This is a genomic window from Gordonia sp. 852002-10350_SCH5691597 (assembly GCF_001665715.1).
In the GTDB taxonomy this organism is placed as follows: Bacteria; Actinomycetota; Actinomycetes; order Mycobacteriales; family Mycobacteriaceae; genus Gordonia; species Gordonia sputi.
Map to the genome: position 1 here is coordinate 1 of NZ_LZMO01000240.1, position 13419 is coordinate 13419.

The following is a 13419-nucleotide window of genomic DNA, read 5'->3' on the forward strand; positions in this document are numbered from 1 at the left end:
CCTACAGGCTTTGAACCATTGGGATTTTGAGCCCACACCGCACCCCTGGACGTGTGTCATATCGAAGGACGTGGGTGCTGCAGCACCCACGTCCTTCGATTCAACACATATTCAGCGGGCGGCCACCGCCGCGGTTGCGCTATTTGGACCCGAGCAGAGTCGGAATCAGGTTGACCAGTTGCGTCAACAGATCACTCAGCCCCTTGTCGCCCAGGATGTCTGACACTCCCGGCAGACTCGGCGTCGCGGGCGCGTTCGGCGTCGTTCCCGACGGCGCACTGGTCGACGGCCCGTCGCCCGTGGGTGCGGCGGCATTGACGCCGATGGTGATCTTGGGGTGCTTGGCAGGGTCGAGCCACGCGAGGATCTTGCGCATCACGTCGCGATCGATGGCAACGCAGCCCTGAGTCGGCTCACCGTTGGTGACGTGGAGGAACATCGCCGACGCCTTGCCCGGGGTGCGCTGCGGGTGGTGCGCGATGCTTCTCGGGCGCATCACATGCCCACAACAGGAGTCAATCATGCCCTTCTTCGACGGCGCGCAGGGTCGGATCTTCTACCGGCACTGGCCCACCAACACCGCGCCGACTGCCGCGCTGATACTTCTGCACGGATTCGGTGAGCACTCGGGTCTCTACCACCGCTACGCCGCGGAGCTGGCAGCGCACGGCGTCGAACTATGGGCGCTGGACCAGCAGGGCCACGGGTTGTCCGACGGTGAGCGCGGCGACGTCGGATCGTACGACGCCGTGGTGCACAACGCGCGAGCCCTGACCGATCTCGTCACGGCACACTCGCCCGAGCTCCCGATCGCGATCAGCGGACACTCGCTCGGCAGTCTCGGTGCACTGTTCGCGGCGCTCGATCAGCCGTCGAGGTACTCCAGTGTGGTGATCTCGGGTGCCCCGTTGTCGCCGCTACCGTGGCTGAGTTCGGTGGCCGAGGATGGCGGCAGTGTTGAACTCGAGCTCGATGCGCTGTCGGCCGATCCGTTCTATCGCGACGAATTGGCCAACGATCCGCTGGCGTTCACCGGCGCCGACGTCGTGAAGGTCTTGAAGGCCCTCTTCGAACCCGCGTGGGGCAGGCTCGACGAGCAAGTGTCGACGTTGTCGACACCCGTTCTCGCAGTGCATGGTTCGGAAGATCAGATCGCTCCGGTGACCGGCGTGCTCGCCTGGCAGGACCGACTGCCGGGACTTCGCGTCGAGATCATCGACGACGCCGCGCACGACGTGCTCAACGAGACAGCCCACCGCGCGGTGGCCGATCACGTCGGCCGCCACGTCGTCGATCACGCGTTGACGGGAGTGAGCGCATGACCTCAACTGCCGCAGCCGCTTTTGTGCTCGACGAGCACGAGCGGAGCGCGCTTGCCGACCTCAGCAGCTTCCCACTGCTCGGGGCGATCACCGGCCGCCGATCACGCCGTTTCCCGGTCGGCGGTGAAATCCCCTCGGGAGAACTGGCTTTCGCCAGTAGCAAACCGGTTCAGCCGCTCAGCGACACCGAGCGCGCGATCGTGCTCGCCGCTGTCACCGGAGTGACCGGCTGGAACTTCGGGATCAGCCACCACCCCGGATACGCGCCGGCGCTGCCGAACTACTCGGGCACCGCAACGGGCCGAACATTCCCGTCCGCGGCCGGGTTTCACACCACCGAGTTCTTCTTCACCGACGACTCGGGTACCTACTTCTTGTCGAGTCGCGACGCGGAACCCCACGGTGAACTGCCAGAGGACGGGTCGGCGTCCGATACCGACATCGAGGCGTGGCTCGCGGAGACGGTTGGTCGGTACCACAAGATCTCCGACGAGCGTATCTACCTCCCGCGCGAAGAGCCCTACCTCGAGGGCCACAACACCTGGATCGCCAATCATCCGGGTTCGCTGCTCGTCATTCCGATCGCCGACCTGGCGCAGCACTTCATCGCCAACGTCGCGTTCTTCCTCCAGAACGGCTACGGGCTGTACGACGACATCAGCGGACGCGCAATCCCCGGTGGCACAGACTCGTCGCTGCGTCACGCCGGGGACCCGTTCCCGCTGTCGTTCGTCGAGCAGTACACACTCGCGGAGGCGAGCGCGGAGCTGATCACCGCCGCCTACAACGGTCACCTCGTGCTCGGAGCGTTGGGACTCGGTGGGTGGACCTTCGACGGGATCGACCGGCTGTCGATCCTCGGGGCGTCGGGCGATCCCGCAGTGCCAGGACTCGGCTTCGAGGTGCAGACCGACGACCGTTGGGCCCTACCGAATCCGACGGGACTCCCCGGTGTGTTCGAGACTCTGTCGCGCCCGCACGTCACGGACGCCGCCGAGGCCGTAGCACGGTTTACGGAGCGAAAGTTCGGTCCCGGTGGGCCCTTTCACCCGGACACTCCCGGCCCCTGGAGTGACAACCCACGCGTCCGCGGGTCGGCGGCGCGCCACGACGACGACTTCGTTCGACTGCTCACCGAGCAGATCGCGTACGTCGACGACACCTTCGGGAAGATCCCGGGCACTGTGCCGACGGTGCACATCCTCAATTACCTTCAGGCACAACACATCGACACCGACTTCTACGACCATCACTTCGGGCCGGGGGCCTACCTGGCAACCCACCGCGATCATCAGCGGACGTGGCACCGATGAGTGTCACCATCCGACCACTGTCCGGCCCGGACGAGGTCAATGCGGCCTTCCGGGTGTTCCTGCGGTCGATGGTCGGGCTTCGCTTCGGACAACTCGACGCCGCGACCATCACCGAGCAGGGTCGGTATCTGGGCGCATTCGACTCCGATGTCATCGTTGCGGGCGCGGACTCGTACTCGAGTCAGCTCGTCGTGCCGGGCGGTGCACGCGTTCCCCACGCGGCCGTCACGCACGTCGGCGTGCTGCCGACGCACCGTCGTCGGGGAATCGTCACCGGGCTCATCGAGCGTCAACTACAAGACATCGCCGACCGGGGAGAGGTCGTTGCGACGCTTCGTGCGTCCGAGGCCGTGATCTACGAACGCTTCGGCTACGGGATCGCGAGTTCGAGTCGGGCCGTGACCATCGACGCGCACCGAGCGAGGCTGCGCGACACCGTGCCCGGTGGTGACAGCAACGTGCGACTCGTCGACGACGCGGTCACGACGGAGCTGCTGGCCGACATCTACGGGCGCGCCGCAACCTGGGTCGGTGCCATCGACCGCCCGGCAGGCTGGTGGCGACTGCAACAACTACGACGCGACGCCTCGCCAGTGCAGCATTACGTCTCCGTGCACAGCTCCGATGGAGTAGACGACGGCTATGTCGTCTACAAGCCGGAGGACCCCGACCATTGGTTCAGTAGCGACGCCAAGACGATCACCGTCGTCGACTTCGTGGCTTCGGGGCCGACCGCGTGGGCAGCGTTGTGGCGTCACCTGCTGACACTCGACCTCGTCGATGTGATCGAATGGTCCGCTGTCGCACTGGACGATTCGCTGCCGCTGGCCGTCACCGACCCGCGTGCAGTCCGGCTGGGCACAGCACACGACGAAACATGGCTGCGGCTCGTCGACGTCGAATCGGCCCTTCGCGCACGGACATACCGGATCGATGATCCGGTACGGCTCGAGGTCGTCGATCCGCTCATCGAGCGCAACAATGCGGTGTTCGAGATCGGACCCAAGGGCACCGAACGCGTGACGGGCAAGCCCGACGCAACGACCGACGTGGCGACGCTCGCCGCCGCGTATCTCGGCGGCACGCGGTGGCGGTCGCTGGCAGACGTCGGCCGCGTCGACGTGTCTGCCGCATCGGCTGTCGACCGACTCGACGGTCTGTTCGCCACCGGTGCGCTGCCCTTCGCAGGCACTGTCTTCTGACGAGACTGTGTTCTGGCCTCGCCCCACGCAACCCGTATGTCATGTGTCGGCCACTGTCGCCGACAGGAAGGATCTCCCGATGACCGAGACCACCACACACGCGACGTCCGACCGTGAGATCGAGGGTTGGACAACCTATCTGCGCGAGCCAACCGCCGACTACGACCAGCTCGTCGAGCGCTTTGCGCCGGCATTCGAGCGCATCGCGGCCTCCAACGTCGCGCGCGAACACGACCGTTCATTCGGCTACGACGAGGTTGCGGACCTGGTCCGAGAGGGACTGGGCCGCATCAGGATTCCCGTGGAGTTCGACGGTCTGGGCGCGTCGCTGGAGCAGACCTTTCTGCTGCTGTCGAGACTGGCCGCCGCGGACGCGAACATTGCGCACGTATTCCGCAATCATCTGGCGTTTGTGGAGGATCGACTCAACGCGCCGCAGTCAGCGGGCAACGATCGGTGGATCGAGCGTTTCCTCGCGGGCGAATTCGTCGGTGGGGGTTGGACCGAGGCGAACAACGGTACGTACGCAACAATCGCGACAACCGTCAGACGGGGTGACGACGAACGCTACTTCGTCAGCGGGGCCAAGTTCTACGCCACCGGGAGCCTTTTCGCCGATTGGCTCGATGTGATCGGCAAGTCCGACGACGGCGGGCTGCTCACCGCGCTCGTGCGCCGAGACGATCCCGGTGTCGAACTCGTCGACGACTGGACGGGATTCGGGCAACAGACAACCGCCAGCGGGAGTGCACGTTACGTCGACGTGCCGGCCGAGCCCGACAACGTCTTCGATATCACCGAACGCTTTGTCTACCAGGGCCACTTCTACCAGGTGGCGATCCTCGCAGTGCTCACCGGAATCATCCACGCATCCCTGCGCGACGGAATCGAGGCGCTCCGGGCGCGCAAGCGCAACTATCCGCAGGGACTGGACCCGGTGCCCGCCAACGATCCTCAGTTGCTGGCAGTCATCGGCGGCGTGTCGGCGCGGGCCCATGCGGCAGACGCCGCGCTGCGTGAGGTGGGTAGGACGCTCGATCGTATCGCCGAGGCACACGCCGCCGGAGACCTCGACTTCCGCAGGACTCGCGTCACCGAGGCCCAGCTCGCCACCGACCACGCGCAACTGACCATCATCGACGCCGCGCTAGCGGCCACCACCGAGATCTTCGACGCACTCGGCGCGTCCGGAGTGTCCACCGACAAGGCTCTCGACCGTCACTGGCGCAACGCGCGCACCCTGGCCTCGCACAATCCACGGGTCTACAAGGCGCGCATCGTGGGCAACTGGCTGGTCAACGGAGTCGACCCCGTCCCCGACTTCTCGGCATTGGGCCGCGGCGGACAGGGAAACTGAGGGGAGAGGACAGATGAGTGCACCATACGTCGCGGTCGGATTGACCGGCGAGCAGGCGGACGTGCTGCTGGCCGATCGGGCGCTTGTTGCGCGCTGGGATTCGCTGCCGCTGGCGTACACCGTCGTCGGCATCGATCGGCTCGACGGGGCCCACGACGTTCACGGGGCGACAGAGGCCGACGACACCGCCCCGCGGCGCATAACGCTGGAATCATCCGTCGCGACAACCTTTCTCGCGAAGAAGGCCCCGCGGTCACGGTTCCTGTGTACGGCGTCGTCGCGCCGCGATCATCCCTACAACCTCGCGCGACGAGTCGCATCCGCCGGGCATCTCTCGCGGGGGAGAATCGGCGTCCTGCTCGGCCTACGCGACCCCTACGTGCCTGCAGGTGACCAGCGGAGCCACGACGCCGTATCCGTCGACGACATCGCCCACGCGGTACGTGTTCTGGAACAGACCTGGCCATTCGAGTCGGTTGTCGCCGACCGTGCGTCGGGGATTTTCGTGGAGTCGGATCGGATCCAGTTCGCCGACCTCGAGGAGCCCTACCGGATCGCTGGGCCGCTGACGGTGCCGGAGCCCGCGACCGGTCCGTCGGTCATCGCCGCGTACCACTCCGGCGCGCGCGAGATCCGCGCAAACACCGATGTCGACCTCGTCGTCGGTCCGGCCGTCGCCGTCCGTGAGATGTCGTCGACGACAGCGCCGCCGACCGATGTCGCCGGAATTCTGTTGCGCGACGACGACTTGTCGCCCGAAACGCTGGCCGATGTCGCGGAGAAGCTGCTGGCAACCTCCCAACCGATCGCGCCGGGTCTGTCGCTGCGGGCCGCGCTCGAACTACCCGCTCCGCCCAGGGTCGCACGTCGCGCGGCATTCGCACGGCCTGAACCGCTCGTCGCATCCTGACCTCCACTCCGAGAGGAACACCCCATGATCCGACGCGACGGCCACGTCATTTTGGGCATCAACGCCCTGGTCCTCGGCTACGTGCCCGCCTCCTGGCAGACCCCCGGACTGAGCGCGGAATCGTTTGTCTCGCCCGACTATTGGGAGGAGATCGGTCGGATCGCCGAGCGCGGGAACGTCGGCGAGGAAGACCGCGTCGAGTGTTCCGCGCTCGGCGACCCAGCCTACGACGCCAATCCGGCGCACCTGGAGCCGACGGTCAACTGGGCACACGTCGCAGCTGCGACGGAGCGGGTCGGGTTGGTGTCCACGGCGTCGACGACGTTCAACGATCCGGTCGAACTCGCCGAGAGATTACTGACGCTCGATTACCTGTCGCAGGGTCGAGCGGCCTGGAATATCGTGACCACTCGAGGACCCGCGGCGGCCCGAAACTTCGGGCAACCCGACGTTCCACCACGCGACGACCGCTACGAGCGCGCAGGTGAGTTCGTCGATGTGGTTCGTGCACTGTGGGGGTCAGCGGACACGGGCCGCGAGATTCGGCACAGGGGAGTCCACTTCTCGGTCGACGGACGATTGCGCACGCCGTCGCGTGGTGAGCATCCGGTGCTCTTTCAGGCAGGTGGGTCGGCGGCCGGGCGCGAACTCGCCGGACGGGTGGCCGAGGGCGTCTTCGCCGCAGAGCTGACGCGCGACAAGGCTGTCGAACACTATCGTCTCGTGAAGCGAAAAGCGTTGGCATTCGGTCGTTCGCCCGACGATGTGAAGATCCTGCCCGGGTTGCTCGTCTCGCTCGGCAGCACCGAAGAGGAAGCCAGAAGACGCAACGACGAGCTTCACGATCGAAGTCCGGCGTGGTATTCGGTCGGCTGGTTGTCGCACGCGATCGGCGTCGACGCGACGAAACTCGACCTCGACGCCCCGTTCCCCGAGGACGTGCTCGCGGGACCCGCCGACCTCCAGACCTTCAGTGGCAGTATCGGTTTCCGCGAGTCGATCGTCGCGCAGATCCGACGCACCAATCCGACGGTCCGCGAGTACCTGCGGCAGACCCGCTACACGGGTTCGGGCCACGCCGGATTCGTGGGCACCCCGGAGCAATTGGTCGATCGAATCGACGACTGGTTCAACGCGGGCGCGATCGACGGCTTCAATCTGCAACCCGATGCGCTGATCGACGGTCTCGCGGTGATCTCCGACGAGGTGGTGCCACTCCTTCGTCGACGTGGCCTCTACCGCCACGACTACGAGACCGACACTCTGCGTGGACATCTGCGTGCAGCAGCGCCGTCGGCTCCGCTGTGTTGAGAGGGATAGAACCGCAGGGAGAATAAGGGCTGGCAACGACGTCGTCGACCTGCATACTTCACTCGATCAATCCCGTTCGCGCACAGCGCAATACATGAGACATCCAGTTTCCACGGCCGGGTAGCCGTATGTGGCGATGGGTGTCCGAGAGGAATCGAGATGACCACAGACTCGACGTCGACGCGCCCGCCCGAGGCGGCGCACACACCCCTGGCACAACCGCATACTCCGGAAAGTGCAGCCGCCCAACATGATGCGGCGATCATCGGGCAACCAGGAGGTCTGCGCTCGAACACACTGGGTCCCTGGGAGGTCTTCGCGCAGGGCCTCGCCGCTGCGGCACCGAGCGTCGCTGTCGCGTCCGTTCCGTTCGCGCTCTACACCGCGGCAGGGAAGGGCGCCGCGTGGGCGGCAATCATCGGATTGGTGATCGCCGTGCTGCTCGCGACACCATCAGTTTTCAAGCGCGGCGGACGGTCTCGTCCGGCTCGCTGGGAACCTACACCGGTAACGGACTCGGACCCGCGTTCGCGTTCGTCGGAGGTTTCAGTCTGCTGATCGGCTACGTCGGATTCTCGGTGACCGGAACCCTCGGCGGTGTGCTCTACGTCGATTCGTTCCTTCTCGAACTCGGAATCGGTTCGGAGGCTTCGTGGTTCCGGCCTCTGCTGGTCTTCCTGGTCGTCGGACTCGCTGTGTACCTACCCATCCGCGGGGCGTCACTCGCCGCGAAGTACGAGTTGGTCTTCGAGGTCATCGCACTGATCTCCATCGCGGTGATCATCGTGGCCGCCTACGTGTCCTACGGGTGGCACTTCGACACCGAGCAGTGGAGCCTGTCGAATCTGGGCCACAGCTCGACGTTCGTCGCGGCGGTGACGGCCGTCGGTGCCTATGCAGGCTTCGAAAGCGTTGCGTCGCTGGGTGCTGAAGCGCGTGACCCGCACCGGTCGATCTCGAAAGCGCTTTTGCGTGTCGTGTTGATCATCGGTGTGCTGTACATCATCGCGACGTATCCGCAGGTGCTGCATTTCGACGGGATCAACGGAGACAAGGCGATTCTCCCGCAGCTCGCCGACTCGTCCGGTGTGGGTTGGGTGAAACCGGTGACGAGTGCTGCCGTCGCCGTCGCCTTCATCGTCTTCGTCACGGCGGTCACGAGTTCGGCAGCACGGTCGTTGTTCACCTTCGCGCACGAGGGTGCACTGCCGCGCGTGTTCGCCAAGGTCCACTCCAGGTACCACACACCGTGGGTCGGCGTCGCGTTCGTCGGTGCTGCGGCACTGGTGTTTTCGGTTGTGGCCACCTTCAGTTCCGCAGGCCGCACCGTGTTCGACGTCTACGGTGCATACGTCACCAACTGGGGATTCCTGGTGAGCTATCTGCTCGTGGTGATCGCGACACCGATCTGGCTGTACAAGATCAAGGCGCTCACGCCCTTCCGTGCGATCGTGTCGGGTCTCGCGGTGGTGGCTCTCGGTTACGTGATCGTCAACAACCTCTACCCGGTTCCGGAGTTTCCATTCAACATTCTGCCGTTCGTGTACCTCGCGATACTCGCAGCGGGCGTCGCGTGGTACGTCTACCTCCGGGTGACACGACCGGAGATCGCGGCGCGTATCGGCACGATTCAGACCCTGTCGACCGAGGAGCAGGAGCGGCTCGCCGACGCCGACATCGCCGATGAACTGAAGGCCGATGAACTGAAGGCCGACGAACCCGAAGGCGACTCGGCCGTCACTCCGAAGTAGTGCGCGTCCTCTTGAGTTCGAAGCACGCCGCGCGACGACTTCGGAGGTCGTCGCGCGGCGCGCTCATGAGTTCGATCTGTGCACGCGCCTGGTCGACGACCGGTGTGTCGGGATCGAGAACCCTTAGGTACACCTCATGTGCCGCAAGGGAATTCACTGCGACATCGATCTGCTCGGTGACGTCGACGGCGTGCGTCGGGTGTGGACCGTTCTCGAACAGCCAGCGCGGAGCGTCGTCGCCGAGTGAGTCGTACGCATCGAGAACCGCTGCGGCGAACTCCATGTGATCGCGCTGGTTGGGTTTACCCGGCGCCCACTCGGCTCCGCCGTAGAGCGAGAGCACCACCTGGGGTCCGACCCGTCGGATCGTCTCTACGATCGCGGCGCGGAGCTCAGGAGTGTTGCGAATGTTGCTGTCCGGAAAGCCCCAGAACTCCACCTCATCGACGCCGACGATGGCGGCAGACGCGCGTTGTTCGCCTTCTCGAAGCGGACCGGCCTCGGCTGCCGCCATGCCTTCGATGCCGAGCTCACCGCTCGACGCCAGTGCGTATACAACGCGTTTGCCTTCGCTCGTCCACTTCGCGACCGCCGCCGCCATGCCGTACTCCGGATCATCCGGATGCGCCACGAGCGCGAGCGCCGTCTGCCAGTCGGTGGGGAAGGGCGCGAGATCGGTCATGACTCAGCGCTTGTGGTCGAGGTTGGCCATCTTCAACACGTCGAGGCGCTTGTCGAGTTCCTCTTCGCTGAGCTTGTCTGGGACCAGACCACGATCGAGAACGGTCTGCCGGATCGTTTTCTTCTCCTTGAGGGCCTGCTTCGCGACGGCCGCGGCCTCCTCGTAACCGATGGCCGAGTTGAGCGGCGTGACGATCGACGGCGAGCTCTCGGCCAGAGTCCGCAGGCGCTCCTCATCGGCCTTGAGGCCGGAGATGCAGCGGTCGGCGAACAGCCGAGACACGTTGGCGAGGAGCTTCAGCGATTCGAGGACGTTGCGCGCCATCATCGGGATGTAGACGTTCAGCTCGAACGCACCGTTCCCGCCGCCCCAGGTCACCGCCGCGTCGTTGCCGATGACCTGCGCCGCGACCTGCGTAACCGCCTCGGGCAGAACGGGATTGACCTTGCCCGGCATGATCGAACTACCCGGCTGGAGGTCGGGGAGGTGGATCTCGGCGAGACCGGTGAGCGGACCGGAACCCATCCACCGGACGTCGTTGGCGATCTTGGTCAACGAGACCGCGATGGTCTTGAGCTGGCCGGACAGTTCCACGAGTCCGTCGCGGGCGGCCTGCGCCTCGAAGTTGTTCTTGGCCAACGTGATCGCGTCGACGTCGGTGAGCTTGACCAGTTCTTCGACGACCTTGGTGCCGAAGTGGTCGGGGGCGTTGAGGCCCGTCCCGACTGCGGTGCCACCGATGGGGACCTCACCGACTCGCGGCAGCGTCGCGACGAGACGCTCGATCCCGGCTTCGACAGCCCTGATGTAGCCGCTGAACTCCTGGCCGAGCGTGACCGGAACCGCGTCCATCAGGTGGGTGCGGCCGCTCTTGACCACCTCGCGCCACTCCTCGGACTTGGCGAGCAGTGCCAACCGCAGATGGTCGAGCGCGGGGATAAGGTCGGTGACGACGGCCTCGGTCGCTGCGACGTGCGTCGCGGTGGGGAAGGTGTCGTTCGACGACTGCGACATGTTGACGTCGTCATTCGGGTGAACCTCGACGCCGTTCGCGTTCGCGATCGACGCGATCACCTCGTTGGCGTTCATGTTCGAGCTGGTACCCGACCCGGTCTGGAACACGTCGATGGGGAACTGGTCGTCGTGCTTGCCCTCGGCGATCTCCTTGGCAGCGGCGATGATGGCGTCGGCCTTGGTGGCGTCGAGCAGGCCGAGGTCCTTGTTGACCTGCGCGCAGGCGGCCTTGAGCAGTCCCATCGCACGGATCTGCGTTCGCTCGAGCGGGCGGTGGCTGATCGGGAAGTTCTCGACGGCGCGTTGCGTCTGTGCGCGCCACAGTGCGTCGACGGGTACCTTGACCTCGCCCATGGTGTCGTGCTCGATGCGGTACTGCTGCTCGCTCATCTGATGCGTCCTCCGGATGTCTGCGGTGGGTTAGGACTACCTCAATCCACGCTACTCGCCGCGGGTTGCGGGGCCGCGTCTGCCGTACACAGGTGCCAGAATGTGGCACCTGTGTACGGCAAAAACTGCGACTCGGGCACGACGACCCGGTGAGCCTGGACCGAGACCCGAGCGTGAGCTCGACGCCGCGGTCGGCGCGGCGAGACTCACGCTGCGTCTCGGTTGGGGACAGGTATGCGAGCGGCCGTGCACCACGGCGCGCAAGATCGGCGCCGCCGCACGACCGCTCGCTCAGTAACCCCTGATCGCTGCGCTGCGCTCGCTCAGTAACCCTGATCCTGCGCTGCGCTCGCTCAGTAACCCCTGATCGCTGCGCTGCGCTCGCTCAGTGACCCCTGATCGCTGCGCTGCGCTCGCTCAGCGCTCCTTCGAACGAACCCGCACGCCGTTCAGCGGAACGGTGACCGACCCCGACGGGTCGGTGAAGAAGTCGTTGCCCTTGTCGTCGACGACGATGAACGCCGGGAAGTTCTCGACCTCGATCTTCCAGACCGCTTCCATCCCGAGCTCCGGGTACTCGATGACCTCCTGGCTCTTGATGCAATCGAGGGCGAGGCGAGCTGCCGGGCCGCCGATCGAACCGAGGTAGAAGCCCCCGTGGGCGTCGCATGCCTGGGTGACCTGCTTGGAGCGATTTCCCTTGGCCAACATGACCATTGATCCGCCCGCGGCCTGGAACTGCTCGACATAGGAGTCCATGCGACCCGCCGTCGTCGGTCCGAACGAACCCGACGCCATGCCCTCGGGAGTCTTGGCCGGACCGGCGTAATAGACGGGGTGATCGCGCAGATACTGCGGCATCGGCTCGCCTGCGTCGAGGCGTTCCTTGATCTTGGCGTGTGCGATATCGCGAGCCACGACGAGGGGCCCGGTCAGCGACAGTCGAGTCTTGACCGGATACTTCGACAGTTCGGCGAGGATCTCCGGCATCGGCCGGTTGAGGTCGATCTCGACGACCTGCCCTCCCTCGATGTCCTCGGCGACGCCGGCGTCCGGCATGTACTGCGCCGGATCGGTTTCGAGCTGCTCGAGGAACACGCCCTCGGAGGTGATCTTGCCCAGCGCCTGGCGGTCGGCCGAGCACGAGACCGCGATGGCCACCGGGCACGATGCGCCGTGACGCGGCAGACGCACGACCCGGACGTCGTGGCAGAAGTACTTGCCGCCGAACTGGGCGCCGATGCCGAAGGACTGGGTCAGCTTGAAGACCTCCTCCTCGAGCTCGACGTCCCGGAAGCCGTGCGCCGACATCGAGCCCTCCGTGGGCAGCGTGTCGAGGTAGTGCGCCGATGCGTATTTCGCTGTCTTCAAGGCGAATTCGGCCGACGTCCCGCCGATGACGACAGCGAGGTGGTACGGCGGACAGGCGGCGGTACCCAGTGACCGGATCTTCTCGTCGAGGAAGGTCAGCAGGCGGTCGGGGTTGAGGATCGCCTTGGTCTCCTGGAACAGGAACGACTTGTTGGCGCTGCCGCCGCCCTTGGCCATGAAGAGGAACTTGTACTCAGGTCCCTTCGGCCCCTGCTGGGTGGAGTAGATCTCCACCTGCGCAGGCAGATTGGTGCCCGTGTTCTTCTCGTCGTATGTCGTCAACGGCGCGAGCTGTGAGTAGCGCAGGTTGAGTTTGGTGTACGCGTCGTAGACGCCGCGTGAGATCCATTCGCCGTCGTCGACGCCGGTCAGCACCCCCTCGGACTTCTTGCCCATGACGATCGCTGTGCCGGTGTCCTGGCACATCGGCAGTACGCCGCCGGCGGAGATGTTGACGTTCTTGAGCAGATCGAGCGCGACGAAACGATCGTTGCCCGACGCCTCCGGGTCGTCGATGATCTTGCGCAACTGCCGCAGGTGTGCGGGGCGCAGGTAGTGGCTGATGTCGTGCATCGCCTCGGACGTCAAGCGTTCGAGGGCTTCCGGCGCGACCTTGAGGAAGGTCTGGCCGTCGACGTCGACCGTCGAGACCCCCTCGGTGGTGATCAGGCGATAGGGCGTGTCATCGGCGCCGGAGGGTAGCAATTCGGCATAGCGAAACTCCGGAGCAAGGGCTGGTTTGCTCACGTGCGAATCCTATCGCGGCCGGTCAGCGACCCTCCCGCGTCCCGGTGCC

Annotated in this window: 10 protein-coding genes and 1 pseudogene; 7 read left to right on the top strand and 4 right to left on the bottom strand. The window is 65.6% G+C overall.

Features of this window, described 5'->3' with window-relative positions; translation table 11 throughout:
• Positions 1-139 precede the first annotated feature (139 nt).
• Positions 140-496 carry a hypothetical protein gene (locus A5777_RS17480; RefSeq protein WP_197502410.1) on the bottom strand — a complete coding sequence of 119 codons (357 nt, stop codon included), beginning with the start codon at positions 494-496 and terminating at the stop codon, positions 140-142.
• 25 nt (positions 497-521) lie between these two features.
• Here A5777_RS17480 and A5777_RS17485 point away from each other — a divergent pair, with 25 nt between their 5' ends.
• The 7 genes and pseudogenes from A5777_RS17485 to A5777_RS17515 all read left to right on the top strand — a co-directional run bounded on the left by A5777_RS17485 (position 522) and on the right by A5777_RS17515 (position 9166).
• The gene (locus A5777_RS17485; protein WP_064863666.1) at positions 522-1322 is read left to right on the top strand and encodes an alpha/beta fold hydrolase; all 801 of its coding nucleotides are present in this window, start codon (positions 522-524) and stop codon (positions 1320-1322) included.
• Entirely contained in the window at positions 1319-2635 is a 1317-nt protein-coding gene (locus A5777_RS17490) for a hypothetical protein (protein WP_064863608.1), read from the top strand. The genes A5777_RS17485 and A5777_RS17490 overlap by 4 nt, the downstream gene beginning before the upstream one ends.
• Entirely contained in the window at positions 2632-3837 is a 1206-nt protein-coding gene (locus tag A5777_RS17495) for a GNAT family N-acetyltransferase (RefSeq protein ID WP_064863667.1), read from the top strand. The genes A5777_RS17490 and A5777_RS17495 overlap by 4 nt, the downstream gene beginning before the upstream one ends.
• A 79-nt stretch (positions 3838-3916) precedes the next feature.
• Positions 3917-5194, top strand: a complete 1278-nt coding sequence (locus A5777_RS17500) for an acyl-CoA dehydrogenase family protein (RefSeq protein WP_064863668.1) — start codon at positions 3917-3919, stop codon at positions 5192-5194.
• A gap of 13 nt (positions 5195-5207) precedes the next feature.
• Positions 5208-6104: an LLM class flavin-dependent oxidoreductase gene (locus A5777_RS17505; protein WP_064863609.1), complete on the top strand. Its 897-nt coding sequence runs from the start codon at positions 5208-5210 to the stop codon at positions 6102-6104.
• Positions 6105-6128: 24 nt separating this feature from the next.
• A complete protein-coding gene (locus A5777_RS17510) occupies positions 6129-7415 on the top strand; it encodes an NtaA/DmoA family FMN-dependent monooxygenase (protein ID WP_064863610.1) in 1287 nt (428 codons plus the stop codon).
• 159 nt (positions 7416-7574) lie between these two features.
• Positions 7575-9166: pseudogene (locus A5777_RS17515) on the top strand (APC family permease).
• Here A5777_RS17515 and A5777_RS17520 read toward each other — a convergent pair.
• The 3 genes from A5777_RS17520 to A5777_RS17530 all read right to left on the bottom strand — a co-directional run bounded on the left by A5777_RS17520 (position 9153) and on the right by A5777_RS17530 (position 13370).
• The gene (locus A5777_RS17520) at positions 9153-9848 is read right to left on the bottom strand and encodes a PIG-L deacetylase family protein (RefSeq protein ID WP_064863611.1); all 696 of its coding nucleotides are present in this window, start codon (positions 9846-9848) and stop codon (positions 9153-9155) included. The pseudogene A5777_RS17515 and the gene A5777_RS17520 sit on opposite strands and share 14 nt — an antisense overlap.
• 3 nt (positions 9849-9851) lie before the next feature.
• Entirely contained in the window at positions 9852-11252 is a 1401-nt protein-coding gene (locus A5777_RS17525; RefSeq protein WP_064863612.1) for a class II fumarate hydratase, read from the bottom strand.
• A gap of 417 nt (positions 11253-11669) precedes the next feature.
• Positions 11670-13370 (bottom strand): fumarate hydratase, encoded by a 1701-nt coding sequence (locus tag A5777_RS17530; RefSeq protein ID WP_064863613.1) that lies wholly within the window; start codon positions 13368-13370, stop codon positions 11670-11672.
• Positions 13371-13419: the final 49 nt, after the last annotated feature.